The organism is Streptomyces sp. NPDC048352 (assembly GCF_040651895.1).
Classification (GTDB): Bacteria; Actinomycetota; Actinomycetes; order Streptomycetales; family Streptomycetaceae; genus Streptomyces.
On sequence record NZ_JBEZKZ010000022.1, the window covers coordinates 39,853 to 60,734 of the forward strand.

Annotated in this window: 18 protein-coding genes; 8 read left to right on the top strand and 10 right to left on the bottom strand. The window is 75.9% G+C overall.

The window, feature by feature from the left end; genetic code table 11:
* Positions 1-36 precede the first annotated feature (36 nt).
* Positions 37-240 carry a cold-shock protein gene (locus AB0D45_RS14445; RefSeq protein ID WP_362458429.1) on the bottom strand — a complete coding sequence of 68 codons (204 nt, stop codon included), beginning with the start codon at positions 238-240 and terminating at the stop codon, positions 37-39.
* Between the two features lie 108 nt (positions 241-348).
* On the bottom strand, positions 349-717 hold the full coding sequence (locus AB0D45_RS14450) for an HGxxPAAW family protein (RefSeq protein ID WP_362458432.1): 369 nt from the start codon (positions 715-717) through the stop codon (positions 349-351).
* Between the two features lie 90 nt (positions 718-807).
* Here AB0D45_RS14450 and AB0D45_RS14455 point away from each other — a divergent pair, with 90 nt between their 5' ends.
* Positions 808-1,305 carry a MarR family transcriptional regulator gene (locus AB0D45_RS14455; protein WP_362458435.1) on the top strand — a complete coding sequence of 166 codons (498 nt, stop codon included), beginning with the start codon at positions 808-810 and terminating at the stop codon, positions 1,303-1,305.
* A 294-nt stretch (positions 1,306-1,599) separates the two neighbouring features.
* The gene (locus AB0D45_RS14460) at positions 1,600-2,976 is read left to right on the top strand and encodes a DEAD/DEAH box helicase (protein ID WP_361611415.1); all 1,377 of its coding nucleotides are present in this window, start codon (positions 1,600-1,602) and stop codon (positions 2,974-2,976) included.
* Between the two features lie 57 nt (positions 2,977-3,033).
* Here the strand turns inward: AB0D45_RS14460 and AB0D45_RS14465 are convergent, their stop codons facing one another.
* Both AB0D45_RS14465 and AB0D45_RS14470 read right to left on the bottom strand, forming a co-directional pair.
* On the bottom strand, positions 3,034-3,573 hold the full coding sequence (locus AB0D45_RS14465; RefSeq protein WP_362458438.1) for a hypothetical protein: 540 nt from the start codon (positions 3,571-3,573) through the stop codon (positions 3,034-3,036).
* 55 nt (positions 3,574-3,628) lie between these two features.
* A complete protein-coding gene (locus AB0D45_RS14470; RefSeq protein ID WP_361610356.1) occupies positions 3,629-4,381 on the bottom strand; it encodes an SDR family oxidoreductase in 753 nt (250 codons plus the stop codon).
* A gap of 230 nt (positions 4,382-4,611) precedes the next feature.
* Here AB0D45_RS14470 and AB0D45_RS14475 point away from each other — a divergent pair, with 230 nt between their 5' ends.
* Genes AB0D45_RS14475 through AB0D45_RS14485 form a run of 3 tightly spaced genes read left to right on the top strand, consistent with a single transcriptional unit; the run spans position 4,612 to position 9,136 of the window.
* A complete protein-coding gene (locus tag AB0D45_RS14475; protein WP_362458441.1) occupies positions 4,612-5,442 on the top strand; it encodes an FAD binding domain-containing protein in 831 nt (276 codons plus the stop codon).
* Entirely contained in the window at positions 5,439-8,165 is a 2,727-nt protein-coding gene (locus AB0D45_RS14480) for a molybdopterin cofactor-binding domain-containing protein (RefSeq protein WP_362458444.1), read from the top strand. Before AB0D45_RS14475 ends, AB0D45_RS14480 begins: the two co-directional genes overlap by 4 nt.
* The gene (locus AB0D45_RS14485; protein WP_362458447.1) at positions 8,162-9,136 is read left to right on the top strand and encodes an antibiotic biosynthesis monooxygenase; all 975 of its coding nucleotides are present in this window, start codon (positions 8,162-8,164) and stop codon (positions 9,134-9,136) included. The genes AB0D45_RS14480 and AB0D45_RS14485 overlap by 4 nt, the downstream gene beginning before the upstream one ends.
* On the opposite strand, the gene AB0D45_RS14490 is transcribed toward AB0D45_RS14485, so the two are convergent.
* Together AB0D45_RS14490 and AB0D45_RS14495 are read right to left on the bottom strand one after the other, a co-directional pair.
* Positions 9,125-9,637, bottom strand: coding sequence for an SRPBCC family protein (locus AB0D45_RS14490; protein ID WP_362458449.1), 513 nt, complete (start codon positions 9,635-9,637; stop codon positions 9,125-9,127). The genes AB0D45_RS14485 and AB0D45_RS14490 overlap by 12 nt on opposite strands.
* Before the next feature lie 55 nt (positions 9,638-9,692).
* Complete coding sequence (locus AB0D45_RS14495) at positions 9,693-10,700, bottom strand: NUDIX domain-containing protein (RefSeq protein WP_362458452.1); 1,008 nt, start codon at positions 10,698-10,700, stop codon at positions 9,693-9,695.
* Between the two features lie 300 nt (positions 10,701-11,000).
* Between AB0D45_RS14495 and AB0D45_RS14500 the strand changes: the two genes are divergently transcribed.
* The 3 genes from AB0D45_RS14500 to AB0D45_RS14510 all read left to right on the top strand — a co-directional run bounded on the left by AB0D45_RS14500 (position 11,001) and on the right by AB0D45_RS14510 (position 16,153).
* Positions 11,001-11,462, top strand: a complete 462-nt coding sequence (locus AB0D45_RS14500; RefSeq protein ID WP_362458455.1) for a hypothetical protein — start codon at positions 11,001-11,003, stop codon at positions 11,460-11,462.
* A 114-nt stretch (positions 11,463-11,576) separates the two neighbouring features.
* On the top strand, positions 11,577-13,334 hold the full coding sequence (locus tag AB0D45_RS14505) for an RNA ligase family protein (protein ID WP_362458458.1): 1,758 nt from the start codon (positions 11,577-11,579) through the stop codon (positions 13,332-13,334).
* On the top strand, positions 13,334-16,153 hold the full coding sequence (locus tag AB0D45_RS14510) for a poly(A) polymerase (RefSeq protein WP_362458461.1): 2,820 nt from the start codon (positions 13,334-13,336) through the stop codon (positions 16,151-16,153). Before AB0D45_RS14505 ends, AB0D45_RS14510 begins: the two co-directional genes overlap by 1 nt.
* Before the next feature lie 45 nt (positions 16,154-16,198).
* Here the strand turns inward: AB0D45_RS14510 and AB0D45_RS14515 are convergent, their stop codons facing one another.
* The 4 genes from AB0D45_RS14515 to AB0D45_RS14530 all read right to left on the bottom strand — a co-directional run bounded on the left by AB0D45_RS14515 (position 16,199) and on the right by AB0D45_RS14530 (position 20,678).
* Entirely contained in the window at positions 16,199-17,116 is a 918-nt protein-coding gene (locus AB0D45_RS14515) for an NADP-dependent oxidoreductase (RefSeq protein ID WP_362458552.1), read from the bottom strand.
* Positions 17,117-17,244: 128 nt separating this feature from the next.
* Entirely contained in the window at positions 17,245-18,321 is a 1,077-nt protein-coding gene (locus tag AB0D45_RS14520) for an RNA ligase (ATP) (RefSeq protein ID WP_362458464.1), read from the bottom strand.
* 115 nt (positions 18,322-18,436) lie between these two features.
* Positions 18,437-19,186: a peptidoglycan-binding protein gene (locus tag AB0D45_RS14525; RefSeq protein WP_362458467.1), complete on the bottom strand. Its 750-nt coding sequence runs from the start codon at positions 19,184-19,186 to the stop codon at positions 18,437-18,439.
* Positions 19,187-19,403: 217 nt separating this feature from the next.
* Positions 19,404-20,678, bottom strand: a complete 1,275-nt coding sequence (locus AB0D45_RS14530; RefSeq protein ID WP_362458470.1) for an MFS transporter — start codon at positions 20,676-20,678, stop codon at positions 19,404-19,406.
* Between the last annotated feature and the right edge of the window lie 204 nt (positions 20,679-20,882).

A 20,882-nucleotide genomic window follows, 5' to 3' on the forward strand; every position in this document is an offset into this window, starting at 1 on the left:
CCCCCGGGGGCGGGCGGCGCGCCGGGGGACGCGGTCCTACTCGGGCACGACGTGCTCGGCCTGGGGGCCCTTGGGCCCCTGGGTGACGTCGTACGAGACGCGGGCGTTCTCCTCCAGGGACTTGAAGCCGGCCCCCTGGATGGCGGAGAAGTGGACGAACACGTCCGGGCCGCCGTCGTCCTGCTGGATGAAACCGAATCCCTTCTCCGAGTTGAACCACTTCACGGTGCCAGTTGCCATCGGTACTGATCCTTCTCGACGTTCCGCTCGGGCCGCACACGCGCGGCCGTCTCGATACTGCCCGTCCGTCCCGTGCGCCACACGCGGGGCTCGGCCAACCGGGGCGGGTCAGGCGCCGCCGTCCCCGGCGGGCAGCGGCGCGGCGGACCGGCGGCCGGCCGGCGCCGCCGCGGCGCGCCGCGGACCGGCGGCCCGGCAGCCGAGGCAGTCGGCGTGCCCCGTCCGCGCGGCGGTGTCCCGCACGCGCCAGTCCCACGCCTCGCGCGGACGCGGGCCGCTGGGCTTGCCCCACCCGGCGAGGTGGAGCAGCCAGGCGGCCAGGCCCGCCGCGACGACCAGGCCGAGTCCGAGCCAGATGCCGGGGGTCCAGCCCGCGCACAGGGCCGCCCCCGCTCCGGTGCAGCCCAGCAGGGCCAGGGTGGTGCCGGTCCAGCCGGCCACGGTGTGGCCGAGGTCGACGTCGCCGTGGGCGCTCATGGTTCCCCCTCTGAGGGCAGGCAGCAGTACGCTCGGAGCAGGATCATTTATCTCACGAGCTAAGTAACTTAGATACTAAGGAGAGTGTCGGTGCACGGCAAGCCCCGCCCCGCGGCCACGGCCGGGGAGGCGATCGCCCGCATGGACCAGTACGTGGCCCTCGGCCTCATCGGCCAGCAGGAGGTGGCGCAGCTCCTCGGGATCAACGTCACCGACCTGACCTGCCTCGGCCACATCCTGAACGCCTGCGACAACCCCCTCTCCGCCGGCGATCTGGCCGGGCTGGTGAACCTCACCACCGGCGCCGTCACCGGCGTGCTCAACCGGCTGGAGCGGGCCGGGTACGCGCGCCGGCAGCCCGATCCCGCCGACCGCCGGCGGGTACGGGTCGTGGCCGTCCCGGAGGCCGCCGCCCGGGTCATCGCCACCTACCAGCCCTTCTACGACCGGCTGGGCGCCGTGTTCGCCGAGTACACCGCCGACGAGATCGCCGTGATCGCCGACTGGTTCGCCCGGGCGGAGGTCGAGATGCGGGCCCACCTCGCCCGGGTGCGGTCGGGGGAACTGGACCCCGGGCCGGGCCGGTGACCGGCTGGTAAAATGGCCGGGAAACTTGAGGCGCGGGCGCTGTCGCCCGGTGCGGACGCGTACGACGAGCCGGGGACCGTACCGAGGGGTACGGTCCCCGGCTCGTCGCCGTTCCGGCGCTGCGGGCCCCGCACCCCTCACTCTCCTCACGGAAGGTTCTGCATGAAGAACCCGTCAGCTCACGGGCGTTTCGGTGTCAAGGCCGGAGCGAAGGCAGGCTCCAAGCCGGGAGCCAAGGGAGCCAAGGGGGCCGGCAAGGCCCCCCGGACCCTCGGTCCGCAGGGCGAGTTCGCCATGCCCCGGACCGCCACCCCGGCCCTGCCCCCGGTGGCCTCGTTCGACGAACTCGGGCTGCCCGCTGAGCTGGTGAGGACCATGGCCGACCAGGAGGTGCGCGAACCCTTCCCGATCCAGGCGGCCACCCTGCCCAATTCCCTCGCGGGCCGCGACATCCTCGGCCGCGGCCGCACCGGCTCCGGCAAGACCCTCGCCTTCGGCCTGGCCCTGCTGGCCCGCACGGCCGGGCAGAAGGCCGACCCGAAGCGGCCGCTCGCGCTGGTCCTCGTCCCGACGCGCGAGCTGGCGCAGCAGGTGACCGAGGCGCTGACCCCGTACGCGCAGGCCCTGCACCTGCGCATGGCCACCGTCGTGGGCGGACTGTCCATCGGGCGCCAGACGAGCACGCTGCGCACCGGTGCGGAGGTCGTGGTCGCCACGCCCGGGCGCCTCAGCGACCTGGTCGGGCGGCGTGACGTGCACCTGGAGCGGGTGCGGATCACGGTGCTGGACGAGGCGGACCAGATGTGCGACCTGGGGTTCATGCCCCAGGTCACCGAGATCCTGGACCAGGTGCACCACGACGGGCAGCGGATGCTCTTCTCCGCCACCCTCGACCGCAACGTCGACCAGCTGGTGCGCCGCTACCTGAAGGACCCGGTCTCCCACTCCGTGGACCCGCAGTCGGCCTCGGTCGGCACGATGGACCACCACGTGCTGCACATCCACGCGGCGGACAAGGTCTCGGCGGCGACCGAGATCGCGGCCCGCGAGGGCCGGGTGATCATGTTCCTGGACACCAAGCACGGCGTCGACCAGTTCGTGAAGCACCTGCGGGCCATGGGCGTGCGGGCGGAGGGGCTGCACAGCGGCAAGTCCCAGCCGCAGCGCACCCGCACGCTCGGGCAGTTCAAGGACGGGCTGGTCACGGTGCTGGTCGCGACGAACGTCGCCGCCCGCGGCATCCACGTCGACGAGCTCGACCTCGTGGTGAACGTCGACCCGCCGGCCGACAGCAAGGACTACCTGCACCGCGGCGGCCGCACCGCGCGGGCCGGCGAGTCCGGCAAGGTGGTCACCCTGGTCACCCCCAACCAGCGGCGCGACATGGTGCGCCTCATGGCCGACGCCAAGATCCGGCCCACCATCACCCAGGTGCGTTCCGGGGAGGCGGCGCTGAGCCGGATCACCGGTGCGAAGAAGCCGTCCGGGGTACCGCTGGCCGGAGCCCTGCCGACCGACGCCAAGGGGCGTCCGAGCGGCTCGGAGCTGGGCTTCCGCGGCATCGGCACCCGCCCGGGCCGGCCCGGCAAGGGCAAGGAGTCCCGCAAGACCATCGAGGCGCGCCAGGCCGCCGAGGCCCGCCGCGCGGCCCGGGTCCGCAAGGGCCTCTGACACCGGGGGCGGCCCGGCGGGTTCCGCGGGCCGCCCGCCGGCATGGCGCGCGGCGGGTCAGGACATGGCACGCCGGTGGAGCCGCCGGGCCGCGGCGGTGCGCACCCGCCCGGTCCGGCCCGAGGCGGCCAGCAGGGCCAGCGCCTCGTCAGGGGCCGGCGACCGGGCGGCGGTGTGCTGGCACCAGTCGGAGGCGGCGGCCAGCTCCCCGGCCGACCACGCCCCGCCCGCCTCCAGGGCCTTCAGCAGGGTCCACTCGCGCAGCCGGCGGGCCGGGAAGGCGTGGCCGTCGAGTACGAGGAGCAGGGCGCGGGCCCAGTCGTGGAAGCCGGCGCCGGGCAGCAGCCGTACGGCACGGCGGTCGAGGTGGGTCACCACCGCGCTCTGCGCCATCACCGGGTCCGGGTCGCGCAGCACGTCGGCCACGGCCACGGCCTCCGCGGCCGGGCCGGCCACCCCGGCCGCGGCGAGGCGGTCGAGGTGGCGGGCGTACCGCCAGCGGTCGGCCGCCACGGCAAGGGCCTGCTCCGGCGGCCGGGGCGGCGTCGCCGGGCCGGCCGCCGGCACACGGCGTATGTGGTGTTCGGGGCTCCCCATGGCACACATTCCACACGACGGCCCTGCGCGGCCCCGACGGGGGTCCCGGTCCCGGTCAGTGCGGCCGGTCCCCGGCGGCCTGCTCGAAGTGGAAGGACTTGATGAAGCAGTCGCGGGGCTGGCCGACGGCGAAGAAGACGCAGTCCATCAGGGACTGGGCGGTGAGGGGGTCCTCCGCGGTGCGCGGGGCGTCCTCCCAGGCCGGCGAGAGCGGGTCGTGGTTGTCGAAGTCCGGCGGGTAGAGGGAGATCACCCGGATGCCCTCGCCGCGCAGCCGGCGCGAGAGGCTCTCGGTGAACCCGGCCTGGGCGCTCTTGGCCGCGTAGAAGGCACTGTGCGCGTCGGACCGGTGGTTCCCGGCCTCGCCGCAGCCGGAGACCATGGTCACGATGTCCGGCCTGTCGGACGCGCGGAGCAGGGGGAGGAAGGCCTTGGTCACCAGGACGGTTCCGGTGGCCCCGGAGGCGAGGGTGTCCACGACGTCCTCGTCGGAGGCGGACAGCAGGTCCGTCCCGTGCTGGTAGCGGGAGCCGTTGTTGACGAGGACGTCGACGTGGTCCGCACGGGCCGCGACCGCCGCGGCGAACGCCCGCACCGAGGCCGGGTCCGTGAGGTCGCAGGCGTACGCGTGGACCCGGTCGGGGTCGTGCCCCTGGGCGGTGATCTCCGCGCGGACGCGCTCGGCACCTTCGAGGGTGCGGGCGGAGAGGTGCACCTCTGCGCCCCGCGCGGCGAAACCGAGGGCCAGGGTCCGCCCGAAGTCCCGCCCCGCCGCGGTGATGACGACCCGGTGGTGTTCACGTGCCATGCTGTCGGCCTCCTCGTGTGTGGTCCGTACACGTGAACTCCGCCGGTGATCAAGGAATTCCGTGCGGGCGGGGCGGCGGACGGGCCTGCATGGCAGGGGCCGGGCCCGCGCCCTATCCTGGAAAGGATCTTCGTCGCGCAGCGCCTCGGGTCCGTCGCGGGTCCGCTGGGAACCCGTCATGAGTCCGTCGTGAGTCCGTCGTGAGTCCGTCGTGAGGGAGTCCGTTCCCCATGGATCTCAACACCGTCACCGAGGTCGTGCGCCGGCCCTCCGACCGGCCGGGCGCCGACTGGCGCGAAGGCGACGCGTGGCTCGCGGGCGGCACCTGGCTGTACTCCGCGGAGCAGCCGCACCTGCGGCGCCTGATCGACCTGACCGCCCTGCCCTGGGAGCCCCTCGTCCCGAGCGACGCCGGCCTCGAGATCGGCGCGACCTGCACCGTCCGCGACCTGTACTCCTTCCGGGCGCCGCCCGACTGGCCCGGGGCCGGCCACCTCGTCAGGACCGCCTGCGAGGCCTTCCTGTCCTCGTTCAAGGTCTGGAACGCGGCCACCGTCGGCGGCAACATCTGCATGTCCCTTCCCGCCGGCCCGATGATCACGCTGACGGTCGCCCTGGAGGCCCGCTACGAGCTGTGGGCCGCCGACGGAACCGTGCGCACGGTCGACGCCCTGGACTTCGTGACCGGGGACCACCGCAACGTCCTCGCCCCCGGCGAGGTCCTGCGCCGCATCGACGTTCCGGCGCACGCCCTGGCCAAACGCGCCGCGCACCGGCGCTTCTCCCTGACCCGCCTCGGCCGCTCGACGGTGTTCCTGATCGGCACGCAGGCGCCCGGGACGAGCAACCTGCTGCTGACCGTCACCGCCGGCACCACCCGGCCCGTGCGGTTCGCCTTCGACCACATGCCCGACGCCGCGACGCTGCGGCAGAGCATCGACGCCGTCCCCGCCGACGTCTGGTTCGACGACCCCAACGGGACCCCCGGCCACCGCCGCCATCTGACGCGGCACTTCGCCGAGGAGATCCGCCGCGAACTCGCCTCCGGGGGCCCGGCATGACCTACCTCGTCAACGGCAGCGCGTTCGAGGAGGAGCCGGCTCCCGGACAGTGCCTGCGCACCTTCCTGCGTTCGCTCGGCCACTTCGGTGTCAAGAAGGGCTGTGACGCCGGCGACTGCGGCGCCTGCACGGTGTGGCTGGACGGTGTGCCCGTGCACAGCTGCATCACCCCCGCCTTCCGCGCGGAGGGCCGCGCCGTGACCACCGTCGAGGGGCTCGGGGCGCCCGGCGACCTGCACCCCGTGCAGCGGCGCTTCCGCGACGCGCCCGGCTTCCAGTGCGGCTTCTGCACCCCCGGGATGATCATGACGGCGGCCGCCCTGACCGACGCCCAGAAGGCGGACCTGCCGAGAGCCCTCAAGGGCAACCTGTGCCGCTGCACCGGCTACCGGGCCATCGAGGACGCCGTCAACGGCGTCGCCCACGTGGAGAAAGCCGCGCCCGCGAGGGCGGTCGGGACGAACGTGGGGGCCCCGGCCGCCGAGGACGTGGTGACCGGGCGCGCCGAGTTCACCATGGACACCCGGATGGAGGGCATGCTGCACCTGAAGGTGCTGCACTCCCCGCACGCCCACGCGCGGGTCGTCTCCGTCGACAGGAGCGCCGCGCTCGCGGTCCCCGGGGTGCACCGCGTCTACTCCTGGCAGGACGTGCCGCGCAGGCGCTTCACCACCGCGCTCCACACCGACCACCTCGTCGATCCGGACGACACCTACCTCCTGGACGACACGGTCCGCTTCGTCGGCCAGCGCGTCGTCGCGGTCCTGGCCGACACTCCCGCAGCGGCCGAGGAGGGCTGCCGCAGGGTGGCCGTGGAGTACGAGGTGCTGCCGGCGGTGTTCGACCCCGAGGAGGCCATGGCCGAGGGGGCGCCGCGGCTGCACGGCTCGGAGGACCCCTTCGTCCGCGACAGCGCCCGCAACCTGCTCCTCGAGATCCACTCCCACATCGGCGACGTCGACGCCGGGTTCGCCGCGGCCGACGTCGTCCACGAGGGCACGTACTCCTCCCCGCGCGTGCAGCACGTCCACCTGGAGACCCACGGCTCGATCGCCTGGACGGAGGACGGCCGGCTCAACGTCCGCACCAGCTCCCAGTCGCCGTCCATCGCGAGGCTCAAACTGGCCTACCTCTTCGCCCTGCGCCCCGACCAGGTGCGCGTGTTCTGCAAGCGCGTCGGCGGCGGCTTCGGCGGCAAGCAGGAGGTCGTCTCGGAGGACCTGGCCGCGCTGGCCGCCCTCGACACGGGCCGGCCCGTCTGCTACGAGTTCACGCGCGAGGAGGAGTTCACCACCGCCTCGCCACGGCACCCGATGAAGCTGACGGTCAGGCTCGGCGCGAAGGCGGACGGCACGCTCACCGCGGTGCAGGTGCGCAACGTGTCCAACACCGGCGCCTACGGCAACCACGGCGGGGAGACCCTGTACGCGGGCGGCGCCGCCGTCATGCTCTACCGCTGCCCGAACAAGAAGTACGACGCGTACTCCGTGTACACGAACACCGTTCCCAGCGGGGCGCTGCGCGGCTACGGGATGACCCAGCCGGCCTTCGCCGTGGAGTCGGCCATGGACGAGCTGGCACTGGCCCTGCACATGGATCCGGTCGAGCTGAGGCGCCGCAACGTCGTGCGGCCCGGGGACCCGCTCGTGGCGATGCACGAGGGCCCCGACGACGTGACGTTCAGCGAGGACGGGCTGGGCGCGTGCCTCGGCCTGGTGGCCGGCGCCCTGGCCCGTACGGACGGCAGCCCCCCTCCCGGCCCCGGCTGGCTCGTCGGGACCGGGGTGGCGTGCTCCCTGCACGAGACCGCGCCCCCGACGGAGCACATCTCCGAGGCCTGGGTCACGCTCGGCGACGACCTCGTGTACGAACTGGCGGTCGGCACGGTCGAGTTCGGCGAGGGCACCTCCACCGGGCACGTCCAGATCGCCGCCGGCCGGCTCGGGACGACGCCTTCGCGGATCCGTCTGGTGCAGTCCGACACCGACCGCACGGGGTTCGACACCGGTGCCTTCGCCAGCGCCGGGCTCTTCGTCGCGGGCAACGCGGTCCTGCGGGCGGCCGGCGCGGTGCGCGACCGGATCCTGGAGTTCGCCGCCGCCCGCACCGGCGTCCACGTCGTGATGTGCGCGCTGGAGGACGAGTACGTGGTCTGCGGCGACCAGCGCGTCGCGCTGGCCGAGCTCGTCGCCGCGGCCCGGGCGCGCGGCATCCGGTTCACCGCGGCCCGCAAGGCGTACGGCTCGCCCCGCAGCGTCACCTCCAACGCGCAGGGGTTCCGCATCGCCGTGCACCCGGTGACGGGCGAGATCCGGATCCTGCACAGCGTCCAGGCGGCCGACGCCGGCGTGCTGATCAACCCGGCGCAGGTGCGCGGGCAGATCGAGGGGGGCGTGGCCCAGGGCATCGGGTTCGTGCTGACCGAGAACCACCGGGTCGACGCGGACGGCGCGATGGCCAACCCGAGCCTGCGCGACTACCGCATCCCCGCCTACGCCGACGTCCCGCGCACCGAGGTGCTCCTGGTGGGGTCGTCGGACTCCGTCGGGCCGCTGCGGTCCAAGGGCATCGCGGAATGCTGCATCAACCCGGTGGCCCCCGCCCTGGCGAACGCGCTGCGCGACGCCACCGGCGTACGGTTCCGCGAGCTGCCCCTGACCCCCGAGCGGATCTACGGCCGGCTGGGGGAGAGCCGCGCCGCGCGGACGGGTCCGGGACGGTGAACACGGGGCCCGGGGACCCGGACGCCTCCGCCACGGTGATCATCGGCCGGAAGGTCCTGCCTGGGCGGGAGCGGGAGTACGAGGAGTGGCAGTACGGGGTCAACGCCGCCGCGGCCGACTACCCCGGCTACCTCGGCGCCGAGGTGTCCCCGCCGACGCCGCTCCAGCCCGACTGGGTGGTCGTCTACCGGTTCGACTCGATCGCCCACCTCCAGGCCTGGATGAACGGGGCGACCCGGCAGCGGCTCCTCGACGTCGGCGAGCAGTACTTCGACGGACCGGCGACCCAGCAGGTCATCAGCGGCGGCTCCCGGCCGACCGACCCGCTGGTGACCGTCGTGGTCACCCACCGCGTCCACCCGGGCCACGTCGAGGAATTCCTCGCCTGGCAGCGCCGCATGAGCCATGCGGAGAGCACGTTCGAGGGGTTCCGGGGCAGCGAGGTCTTCCGCCCGGTGGAGGGCCTCCAGGACGAGTGGACCACCCTGTACCGCTACGACACCGCCGAGCACCTCGACGCCTGGCTGACCTCGGACAAGCGGCAGGAGGTCCTCGCCGAGGGCCGGAAGTTCGACGACTTCAAGCTGCGCACCGTCGACAACTCCTTCGGCAGCTGGTTCGCCTTCGCGGAGAACGGCAGGGAGGCGCCGGCGCCGTCGGAGACCAAGACCGCCCTCGCGGTCTGGGTCGGCCTGTATCCGACCGTGGTGCTGCTGACGCTCGCCCTGTCGCCGCTGAGGATGCCGCTGTGGCTGGGGCTGCTGGTGGGCAACCTGCTGTCGAGCTTCACCATGAGCTTCTTCACGATGCCCCGTTACGTGAACCCGCTGCTCAAGCGGTGGCTGCGGCCGTCCCCCACGGAGCGGCCGGCCCGGACCAACCTCATCGGCCTCGGGACCGTCGCGGTGGCGACCGTGTTCTGGGTGCTCGTGTTCTACGTCGTGACGACCCGGATCTGGTCACTGCCCTGAGGCGCCGCCCGGGGCCGGCCGGGCCTCCGGCAGCGGGGCGCCGGTCTCCAGGAGGGTCTTGAGGCTGGAGACGAGCAGGGGCCAGGCGTCGGCGCACATGCCGAAGAGGGTGCCGCCCGGGGTGAACCCCTCGTGGCGGACGGTGAGCCGGGCGAGGGTGTCCCCGACCGGCTCGATCTCGTACGTCACCCGGGTGCGCGGCTCGCCCGCCAGCTCGGCCCGCAGCTCCTCGGCGATGCCGGCGGAGGCCGCCCACTGGGGGCTGAAGGTGTGCCAGGTGTAGGACAGCCGGCGGTCGGGGACGCAGTCGAGGACCACCTGCTCGGGGTCGCTGGTGCGGGCCCCCCGCTCGACCCAGTCCATCGTCGAGCCCACCGCCCAGTCCGTCTCGAAGCTGAGACCCCAGTAGCGCCGGGTGTACGCGGGGTCGGTGAGGGCCTCCCAGACGCGGGCGGGGTCGGCCTGGATGTAGAGGGTGTAGTCGATCACGCTGTCGGTCATGGCCCCATGCTGCGGGACGGGCCGCCGCGGGCCCCGCATTGGCGGTACGGGTCCCTCACCAGCGCAGCCCCTGCTCGGGCAGTTCCACCGGCGGGGTGCGCGGCGGCGCGGGCAGGCCGAGGTGGGCGCGGGCCGCGTGGACGGAGGCGAGCTCGTGCCGCCCGGCCGGCCCCCAGTCGCTGAGCTCCCGTACCTGCTCGGGGGTGGCCAGCAGCCGGGCGTACGCCGGGTCCGCGGCCGGGGAGAGCGCCGTGAGCCGGGCCGCGGTACGGGCGTGGGCCTGCTGGTCGGCGTACCGGTAGCCGAGCGGCACCGCCGCGACGGCGTGCTCCGCCCGGTGGGAGGGCAGGTGCACGGCGCCGGTGGCGCGGGCGACGAGCAGCAGCACCCGGCCGTCCGGGGCGAAGAGCCAGCCCGTGCGGTCCCGTACGGGCAGGTGGGCGGGGACGGGGCCCGGGTGCCAGGTGCCGTGCTGCGGGGCACGGCGGGTGCGCAGCACCCCGAGCCGGTCCAGGGCGGTGGGCGTGGTGGGGCGGCCGTCCTCCAGCAGGGCGGGCCCGCCGCCGTTGACGCGGGCGCGGAGGGCGGACAGGGCGCGGCGGGCGTCGCCCGCGTCCATCAGGGCGGGCAGGTCGGCGGGCTCGGCGAAGTCGATGCCGGTGACCTCCTGGGCGGGCAGGCGGACGGAGCCGATGCGTTCCGGGGTCCAGGTGCCGCCGTCGTAGACGTGGAGGATCTCGCCGGGGAAGCGCATCTCGGGCGGGAAGCCGGGGGCGTCCGCGGGGACCCAGTCCACGGCGAGTCCGCGCGGGTAGTGGCCGTCGATGCCGAGTTCCTCGCGCATCTCGCGGGCCGCGGCGGCCGAGGGCGCCTCTCCCGCGTCGACGGCGCCGCCCGGCAGCAGCCGGTCGCGGCGGTAGTCGACGCTCTGGACGAGGACCCGCCCGTCGGGGTCGGTGACGAGGACGGTCGCTCCGGTCCACAGGACGGCGCGGGAGGCCCCGTACTCCGCCGGGGTCATCCAGGTGCCCGCCCGTTCCGGGTCGTCGGTCAGCTGCGGCATCGGTACTCCGTTCACCGTGGGTGGACCCGTCGTGCGTGCAACAGCGGGGGCGGCCTGCGGGTTACGGCGGCCGGCCGCCGCTCCCGGCACGCCGCCGTAAGATCCTTTTACCGCCCCGATACCTCCTTATGACCAGATTATGTCGATCTTGATACGGTCCGTCGTGCGGACCGGCGGTGTGAAAGCAGCTGGTCCGACCACGTACCGGGTCACGGGACCTCCCGGCGACCCGGTGGAGGCGCTCACCCGTCCGTGTGAGCGGGCGCGACCGCCGGTGCTCCCGTACGGCAGGGTGGGCGGATGCCGTCGCGCCCGACCCCGCCGCCGCTCCTGTCCCTGATGCTCGCCGCGCTGGTGCTGACCACCGGGTGCGTGACCGTCCGGGCACCGGGGCCCGCCGAGGCGCCGGGGCCCGCGCGTACGGTGGGGGCGCCCCGGCAACCGGCGTCGGAGGGGCTTCCGTTGGGGCCCGCGCCGGAGCCGCAGGAGCCGTCGCCCGCGCTCGCCTCCGAGGCCGCCCCGGCAGCTCCCGGCGAGGCCGGCCGGCAGCCCGCCGCCGGACACCCGCCCCGGGCCCGCTCCGACGACCGCCCGCCGCGTCCCGCCCGCCCCGCACACCGCGCCCCCGCCGCGAAGCCGCGCACCCGGGAACCCGTACGGCCCAAGCCCCGTCCGGCACCGCGGCGTTCGTACGACATGGCCCCCCTGTGCGAGGCGGCCCGCGGGGTGGTGGACCCGGCCATCGCCGCGCTGTGCCGTTAGACCGTTTCCGGCCGCGCCCCTCGGGAGCGCCCGCTCCGGCCGAATTGGGTGGAAGCCCGCCGCGGCGGATACGTAGGGTGACCGGGCACCCCGTCCCCCGCGCTGGAGCCCGTCATGCGTACGCACTACCCCCGCACGGCCCACCTGCCGTGGTCCCCCGGCGCCACCGCCGACGACGTGCGCGCCGCGGGGACTTCGGCACTGGCCGGGCGCGAGGTGGTCGTCACCGAGAAGCTCGACGGGGAGAACACCACCCTGTACGCGGACGGGCTGCACGCCCGCTCCCTCGATTCCGGCCACCACCCCTCCCGCGCCTGGGTCAAGGGCCTCCAGGGGCGGATCGGCGCCGGGATACCCGCCGGGTGGCGGGTGTGCGGGGAGAACCTGTACGCCCGCCACTCCCTCGCCTACGCAGAACTCGACAGCTGGTTCTACGGGTTCTCGGTGTGGGACGGCGACCAGTGCCTCGACTGGGACCGCACGGTGCGCTTCCTCGGCCGGCTCGGCATCCCCGTCCCGAAGGTGCTGTGGCGCGGGACCTACGACGAGCGGGCGCTGCGCCGGCTGCGGGTCGACACCACCCGCCAGGAGGGCTACGTGGTCCGCACGACGGCCGGCTTCGGCCGCGCGGACTTCGGCCGCTACGTCGCCAAGTGGGTGCGGGGCGGCCACGTGCAGACCGGCACCCACTGGATGAACGCCCCCGTCGTGCCCAACGGGCTCGGCCCGGGCGCTCCCCTGTGGGCGGTCCGCTCCGGCTCCGAGCCCGACACCGCCGGGCTGCTGGCCGCCCTCGGGACGGAGGAGCCGGCCGACGCCGCGGCGGAGCGTGCCGTGGCCGAGGTCACCGCCCGGCTCGACGGCGCCGGCCGCACCGGGGACTCCCGGCTGGCCGGGGTCCTGGCCGCCGCGCTGCACCGCCGCCCCCGGGCCGCCCTCGGGGCGCGGCTCGCGGCGGGGCCGCTCGGGATGCGGACGGCGCGGCGGGTGGCGGACCTGGTGGGGCTGTACCCGGCGCTGCGGCGGCCGTTCCCGGAGGACGAGCGGCGGGCCGGGCTGGTCCGGATGGCCGCGGCGGCCGACCTCGGGGTGCTGCACGCGCTGGCCGCGGGGCTCCCGGCGACGGCCGGGGAGCTGGAGTGCGCCGAGTGGTCGGCGCTGTGCGCGGAGGAGGCCGGCCTGCTCGGCCCGAACCCCCTCGGGGGCTTGCGGGTTGGGCTGCGCGAGGCCCTCGCCGGGCTGGACGCCGAGGCCGCCGACCGGTGCTGGGCCGAGGCCCGCGAGGCCTTCGGGCGGGGTTCGCTGTCCACGGCGCAGGAGGCGGTGGCCGCGACCTGGCGCTGGCGGGACGGGTCGGCGTACCCGCGGCTGGTACAGCTGTGCGGGCCCTCGGGCAGCGGGAAGACCACCTTCGCGCGGACCCTGCCCGGGGTCGACGCGTACGTCGCCCTGGACGACCTGCGCGCGGCCCGGGGTGCGCGCGCCGACCAGCGGGCCAATCCGGAGGTGCTGCGCGAGGGCCTGGAGCGGCTCGACGCGGCGCTGGCCGCCGGGGGGACGGTGGTGTGGGACGCCACCTCCCTGACCGAGCAGCAGCGCGGGCTGGCCGGCGCGGTCGCCCGGCGCCGCGACGCGCTGGTCACCCGGGTGGTGGTGCTGGTCGGGGAGGCGGAGCTGGCGCGGCGCAACGCCGTACGCCCCCACCCGGTGCCGGAGTCCGTGCTGGCGGCGCAGCTGCGGCGGTTCAGCCCGCCGTACCCGGGGCAGGCGCACCGGACCTGGTACGTCGGGGCGTCCGGTGCGGTCGAGGACAGGGCAGGGCACCTGGCGCCGCACGGCGGGGCCGGGAGCGACGAAGAGGACGACGTCTGATGCGCACCAGCGAGCAGCTCTACCACCAGGTCCGCTGGGACCCCCGCTTCGATCCGGCGCGGTTCACGCTCGGCCTGCTCCAGCGCGGGGCCGCGCCGAAACGGGTGCCGCTGCCCTCGTTCGTGCCCGGCGGCGACATCCCCTGGCACCGGGTGCTGTTCGTCGAGGCGGACGGTGAGCTGGTGTGGGACCGGGCCACCGGGGTGGACCGGATCGACACGACGCGGGCCGGGCGGGTGCGCGAGCGGCGCCTGCTGAACGCCCCGTTCTTCACGGCCCGGATCCCGCACGCGTGGGACGCCTCGGCCGGCGACTGGCGGCCGGTGCGGCCCGCGCCGGCCGCGCGTCCCGCGGCGAGCGTGCGGCTGCTGACCTGGAACACCCTGTGGGACCGGTACGACGCCCCGCGCATCGCCACCGCCCTGCGCAGGCCGATGCTGCTGGCCGGCCTGGCGGCGGCCGACGCCGACGTCATCGCCCTCCAGGAGGTCGAGCCGGCGCTGCTCGCGCTGCTGCTGGCCGCGCCGTGGGTGCGGGACGGGTACGCGCTCGGCACCGATCCGCAGGGCGCGGACGTGGCCGACAGCGGGCTGCTGGTGCTGAGCCGGCTGCCGGTGCGCGAGGCCGGGGTGCACGCGCTCGGCCCGCACAAGGCGGTCGCCGCCGTCACCGTGGACACCGCCGGCGGGCCGCTGGTCGTCGCCGCGACACACCTGACCAGCGACCACACCGAGGACGGCGCCGGCCGGCGGGAGGCCGAACTGGCGCGCCTGGCCGAGGGGCTGGGCGGGATCGACGCCGGGATCGCGCTGCTCGGCGACTTCAACGACGGCCGCTCCGGGGCCGAGGGGCCGGCCGCCGCTCTGGGGCTGCGGGACGCGTGGAACGACGTCCACGGGCCGCAGGACGACACCCCGACCTTCGACCCGGGCGTCAACCCGCTGGCGGCGGTGGGCTCGCTGTCGGGGCGGGCGGCCCGCCTGGACCGCATCCTGCTGCGGCCGTCGGGCGGCGCGCTGGTGCGGGAGGCCGCACTGCGGGGCGACTCCCCCGGGCCCGACGGGCTGTTCGTCTCGGACCACTTCGGGGTGGAGGCCACCGTCGAGTACGGGACGGCGGACGCCGGAGCCGAGCGGTGCGCGGCGGCCGCGACGGCGCGGACGGCCGTGGCGTGGCCGGCGCCACCGGACCCGGTCGTCGAGGAGCTGCGCCGGGCGCACGACCCGCAGGCGGAGCGCTGGCCGGCGCATGTGAACCTGCTGTCCGGTTTCGTGCCCGAGTCGTCCTTCGAGGAGGCGCTGCCGCTGCTGGCGCAGGTCGCGGCGGCGACGCGGCCGTTCACCGCCCGGCTGGAGGGCGTGCACTCCTTCGGGCACCGGGAGGACGCCACCCTGTGGCTGGACCCGGCGGCGGGCGAGGGCGGCGACGCGCCGTGGCACGCGCTGCGCGACGCCCTCGCCGACCGGTTCCCGGGGTGCCGGGGGTCTGCCGGTGGCTGGACCCCGCACCTGACGCTGGGCCGCAGCGGGGACCCGCTGCGGGCGGAGCGGGAGTTCGCGGAGCGGCTCGGCCCCGGCGGGCGCACGGCCCAGGTCGGGGAGCTCGCGGTGCTGTCGCGGCGCGGGGACGGGCCGATGCGGGTGCGGGCGGTGGTGGAGCTGGGCACCGGTGCGGTGCGCTGGACGCCGCCCGAGGCCCCGGCCGGGGCCGTCGAGGTGGCGGGCGCCGCCGAGGAGGTCGCGGCGCGGATCGCGGCGGCCCTGCCGGAGGGCCTGGTGGGGACGGCCGGTTCCCGCGCCATGGGGTGCGCGCTGCCGGGGGCCGACCTGGACCTGGTGGCCGTGCTGCCCGGGCCGGGGGACGCCGCCGGGGTGCGGGCGCGGGTGGCGGCCGCGCTGCCCGGTGCCCGGCGGCTGCGGGAGGTGACGGGCGCGCGGGTGCCGGGGCTGCGGCTGTCCGCGTCCGGGCTGGACGTGGACCTGGTGGTGGTCGGCGCCGGCGCACTGGACCCGGCGCTCGCGGTGGCCCGGCGGGCGGAGCTGGGCGGGGCGGCGGCCGTCGCGCTGAGCGCGCTCGCCGACGCCGGGGCGGTACGGGAGGCGGTGGGTGCGGAGCACGCCGCCTTCGCCCGGCTGGCGCGGGAGGTCAAGGCCTGGGCGCGGGCGCGGGGGCTGGACTCGGCACCGTTCGGGGGGCTGCCGGGACTGGCCTGGGCCGTCCTGGCGGCACGGACCGTCCGGGAGGCCGCGGACCGCTCCCCCGGCGCGCTGCGCAGGGAGTTCTTCGGTGGCTGGGCCGCCTGGGACTGGAGCGAGCCGGTGTCCCTGCTCCCGTCGGGCGGGGCGGGCGGTGCGGCGGACCCGGTCACGGTCCTCACCCCCTGCGCGCCGGTGCGCAGCTGCACGGCGCAGGTGGGTCCCGGTCTGCGGGACCTGCTGGTCCAGGAGCTGTACGCGGCCTGGGAGCTGCTGGAGGCGGAGCCGGACGGCTTCGGCGGGCTGCTGTCGCCGCCGCCGCTGCACCGCCGGCACGCGGCGTGGGCGGTGGTGAGCGTACGGGCGGACGCGCCCGGGGAGTTCGAGGAGCGGCTGGGCCGGGCCCGGGGCCGGCTGCGGGCCCTGCTCGCCGCGCTCCCGGACGCCCATGCCTGGCCCCGCCCCTTCGAGCGGACCGCCACCCTGGCCCGCTACGCCGTCGGCCTGGGACCCACCCCGCCGGACGCCGCCGCCCTGGCGGCGCTGGCGGCGCCGTGGGCGGCGGGGCTCGCGGGGGTGGAGGTCGCCTGGGCGGCGTCGGGTGAGGTCCCGGACCTCACCTGACCTCACCGCAGGGGCCGGGCCCGGTGAAGGGACGCCGGGGCGGCCTCACACCTCGATGACGATCTTGCCCGCGGTGTGGCCCTCCTGGCTGAGGGCGAAGGCGGCGGCCAGGTCCGACAGCGGGAAGGTCCGGGCGACCGTGACCGTCAGCCGGCCCGAGTCGGCGAGGCGGCCCAGAGCGGCGAGGTCCGCGGAGTCGGGGCGGACCCAGATCCACTGGCCGCCCGCCCCGAGGACGGTGTGGTCGGCGATGGAGGCGTGGCGGCCGCCGGCGGCCAGGACGGCGCGGGTGACGTCGAGGACGCCCCCGACGAAGTCGGCGACGACGGTGGCGCCCTCGGGGGCGAGGGCGCGGACGCGTTCGGTCAGGCCGTCCCCGTAGGCGACCGGCTCGCAGCCGAGCTCGCGCAGTCGGTCGTGGTTGCGCGGGGAGGCGGTGCCGATGACCCGGGCGCCGAGGGCGCGGGCGATCTGGACGCCGAGGGAGCCGACGCCGCCCGCCGCCCCGTGGACGAGGACCGTGTCGCCCGCGCCGGTTCCCAGGCGGGTGAGCAGCTGGTAGGCGGTGAGCCCGGCCAGCGGCAGGCCGGCCGCCTGCCCCCAGTCCAGCGAAGCGGGCTTCGGCGCGAGGCACCGTACGGGGACGCTGACGAACTCGGCGAAGGTGCCGCCGTGCACCCAGTCCTTGCGGGCGTAGCCCATGACCTCGTCGCCCGGCGTGAACTCGGGGGCGTCGATGCCGACCCGCTCGACGGTGCCGGCCACGTCCCAGCCCGGGACGACGGGGAACACGGTGTCCATCATGCCGTCGAGCCCGCCCGACATGATCTTCCAGTCGACCGGGTTGACCGCGGCGCAGCGGACGCGGACGAGGACCTCGCCGGGCGCGACCTTGGGGACCGGCAGTCGGGACTCGGCGAGCACCTCCGTCCCGCCGTACGTCTCGTACGTCATCGCCCTCATGGTGCCCTCGGTGTCCTGCGACATGGCTGCGGCCTCTCCGTGAACCGGCGGAATCGACCTGCCCCATCCCATCACGGAAGGCCGCCCGCACCGCCGTGCGCAACGCCGCCCGCACCGTGCGGGCCGCCTCACTCGTACTCGGTGCCGCCCTTGCGCGTCAGGTACGCCGGGCTGACCGCCTTCGCGATGGCGCGTCCGCCGACCACCGGGCTGTACCGCTCGGCCGCCGGCCGGACGACGACGCCCTCGCGCAGGTGCAGGCCTCGTCCGGAGACGCCCTCCCGGCCGCTCGCCAGTTCCAGCACCGCCTCCGGGTCGTACGGCCCCTCGAAGAGGCGGGGTACGAGCGGGAGTTCGCCGGGCCGCAGCACCTGCGCAGGGTCCAGCCAGCGCACCTGGCCGTCGATCTCGGCGGACACGTCGAAGACGGCGTAGCCGGGCGGCGTGTCCGCCGTCGCGGCCTGGACCCCGTACGCCAGGTCCTGCACCCCGGCCCCGTACACCTCGCCGAAGACGCCGACCCGGCTCGCGCCCAGCCGTTCGGCCAGCCGGGCCGCGGCGAGCGCGACGCCGTGGCCGCGTACGGCACGCCAGTAGACGTTGCGCTCGTCCTCCTTGAGCGCCAGCCCCTTGGCGCCGACGCCCTTGGAGGAGACCAGGACGCGCTCCTCCGCGGCGACGTAGGTCAGCAGGCAGGCGGTGCCGTGGAGCTTCTCCGTGAGGACGACGGGCTCGCCCGGCTCGAAGATCCGCGGGTAGCGCTGGAGGTTCTCGATGTCCACCCACGGCAGCAGGTCGGGGGCCGCCTCGACCTCGCCGTCCATCGTCGTGGGCACGGGTGGCGACCACTTGACGATGCCCAGCGCCTCCGCGAAGTCGGTGCCCTCCTTCGCCGCCGCGGCGAGGTCCACGCCGGCCAGGGCGCGGGGCCTGCAGACCAGCCCCTGCGAGAGCTCCCCGCGCAGCCGGACCGCTTTGACCCGGTCGCGGGAGCCGCCGGCCAGCCGGCCGGTCAGGCCCAGTTCCTCGATCAGGGGGGCCGGGAGGACGGCCTGTTCGGGTATGTAGAGGGCGAAGTCGCCGGTGCGGTAGGCGCCTTTGGCGACGACGGCGCGGTAGAGGCCCACCTGGGCCAGCTCCAGCGCGTCGGCGTCGGGGTGCTCGTGGACGGTCAGTTCTTCGACGGTGACCCGCAGGGTGGACATGGGCGCCTCCTGGGACGGCGACGGGGATGTGGCATGACCGCACCACTCTCGGCCCCGCCATTTCCGCTGGTCCAGCGGAAATCGGGGTGTTAGCCTGCGCCGCGCGCAGGCGGGCTCAGCCGAAGGCCGCCTGGGTCGCGGGTCCGTAGACGCCCTTCGGGTCGCCCTGGATGTCCCGGTCCCGCTGGAGCTGTGCGACGCCGCGCTTGGTCTGGCCGTCGTAGACCCCGGTCACCGAGACGTACGTGAACCCCTGCCCGTAGAGCCGCTCCTGGAGGGCGCTGACGTCGGGCCCCCGGTCACCCGGGCGCAGCGTCCGGGACGTGCCGGCCGCCGGCTTCGGCGAGGGCTTGCCGGCACCCGGGGGGCTCGTCGCGGGCTTCGCCGAGGACGGGGTGGCGGAGGGGGTGCGCGCGGTGGCGGAGGCCGGGGGCGTCCCGGTGGCGGCCCGGCTCCGCACGCTGGGCTCCCCGGCGCCCGGGCTGCGGGCGGGCAGCGCCGGTACGGCCAGGTCGGGGTGGAGGGAGGCCGGAGCGGGCTCGGGTGCGGGCCCGCTCATCAGGAACGCCAGCGTGCCCGCCCCGCCGGCCAGGGCCAGCAGCGCGAGGACGGCCAGCGGCAGCCGGCTCCCCCGCCGCGCGGCGGCGGCCTGCTCCCGGGCGGCGCGCCGGGGGGACGCCGGGGGCGCGGGTGCGGGCGGCACCACCGGAAGGGGTTCCGTCACGTGGTCCGGCTCCGGGAACGCCGGCCCGGACGGCCAGGCGGGGTACGCCGAGCCGGACGGGCCGTCGGAGACGGCGACGTAGGGGCGTACGAACAGGCGGTCGTCGGGCTCGGGACCGCTCTCATCGGGGTGTGGGGACACGGTTGTCTCCGGGCGCGGACGGGGGCCGGTGCGGCGGTGCGGTACCGGCCCCCGTCCAGCCGGTCAGGCCCAGCGCCGCCGGGCGGCGAGGGCCGTGCCCGCCCCCGGGGCCGGCACGGTGAGCGGGGCGCGGGCGGATATCGGCATCTGGGACTTCTCCGGAGTGCGGATCATTCGGTGGCTCTTGAGCGGACTCTTTCCGTCCGCGACCGCTTCGTCAAGCCGGGTGTCCGTTCCGCCCCATCCATCCTTTCTGCTCCGGCACCGGACCGGCGGCCCCGGCGGACGCGGCCGGGTGGTGGTCGGGGATCCCGACGGCGCGGTCCCGGGTCGGCTCCAGGTCCCGGTCCCGGTCCTGGTCGCGGTCGCGGTCCCGGTCGCGGTCCTTTCGGGAGGTGACCGCCACCGTGAGGGCGGCCGCCAGCATCAGCGCCGCTCCCGTGAGCGGGGCCGCGGGCACGGAGACGCCGTCCACCGCGAGCCCGCCGGCGAGGGCTCCCGCCGCGATGGCGAAGTTGAACATGGCCACCATCAGGGAGGAGGCCGCCTCGGCCGCCTGCGGCGCGGCGTGGAGCATCCAGCGCTGCAGGCTGACGGAGACCCCGCCGTAGACCAGGCCCCAGAGCAGCAGCAGCGCGGTCCCGGCGACGGCTCCGGGCAGGACGGCGATCAGCGCCAGCACGACGGTGAGGGTGCCGCTGACGGTGAGCAGCGTACGCCGGGCATCGCGCGGCCCGGCGAGGAAGTTGCCGGCGACCCCGGCGAGCCCGTAACCGAGGAGCAGGGTGCTGACCAGCCCGGAGTCGACGCCGGAGACGTCGCGCAGGATCGGCCGTACGAAGGTGTAGGCGGCGAACTGGCCGGTGACCACCAGGAAGGTGACGATCACTCCGGCCCGGACCCCGCGATTGCGGCGCAGCAGGGCGGGCAGCTCCCGGGAGGTGACGGGCCCGGCCGGGGGCAGCGCGGGGAGCAGCAGCAGGAGGGCGGCCAGCGTGAGGGCGCCGAGGACGCCGACCGCGGCGAAGGCCGCGCGCCAGCCGCCGAGTTCGCCGAGGAGGGTCCCGGCGGGGACGCCGAGCACGGAGGCGGTCGGGACCCCGGCGAAGATGAGGGCCGTGGCCCGGCCGGCGTGGTGCGCCGGGACCAGCCGGACGGCGAGGCCGCCCGCGATGGCCCAAAACCCGCCGACGCTGACGCCGACGAGCAGCCGGGCGGCCAGGACCACGGTGAAGTCCGGGGCGAACGCGGCGGCGAGATTGGCGGCGGCCATCAGGGCGATCAGTGCGCACAGCAGGTGCCGCCGGTCCGTGCGGGCGGCACCGACGGTGACGAGGGGGGCGCAGAAGCCGGCCACCAGCCCGGGGACGGTGACCATCAGCCCGGCGGTGCCGTCGGAGACGTGGAGGGCGGCGCCGACGGGGGTGAGCAGGCCGATGGGCAGCAGCTCGGAGGTGATCAGGCAGAAGATCCCGAGCGAAACGGCCCCCACGGCCGCCCACCCCTTCCAGGGACTGCGCCCCCCTTCCCCGGCGGGGGCGGAGACGGGATCGAGGTGGGATACGGGGTCGGGAACGCTGGACGCGGCAGGCTGGGTCATGCTCGGCACTCCGTACGGCGGGCGGGCGGACGGTTCGCGGCCCCCCGGACTCCGTCCGGGGAGGGGCACGGCGGCACCAGCCGCCGGGGGTCGCGC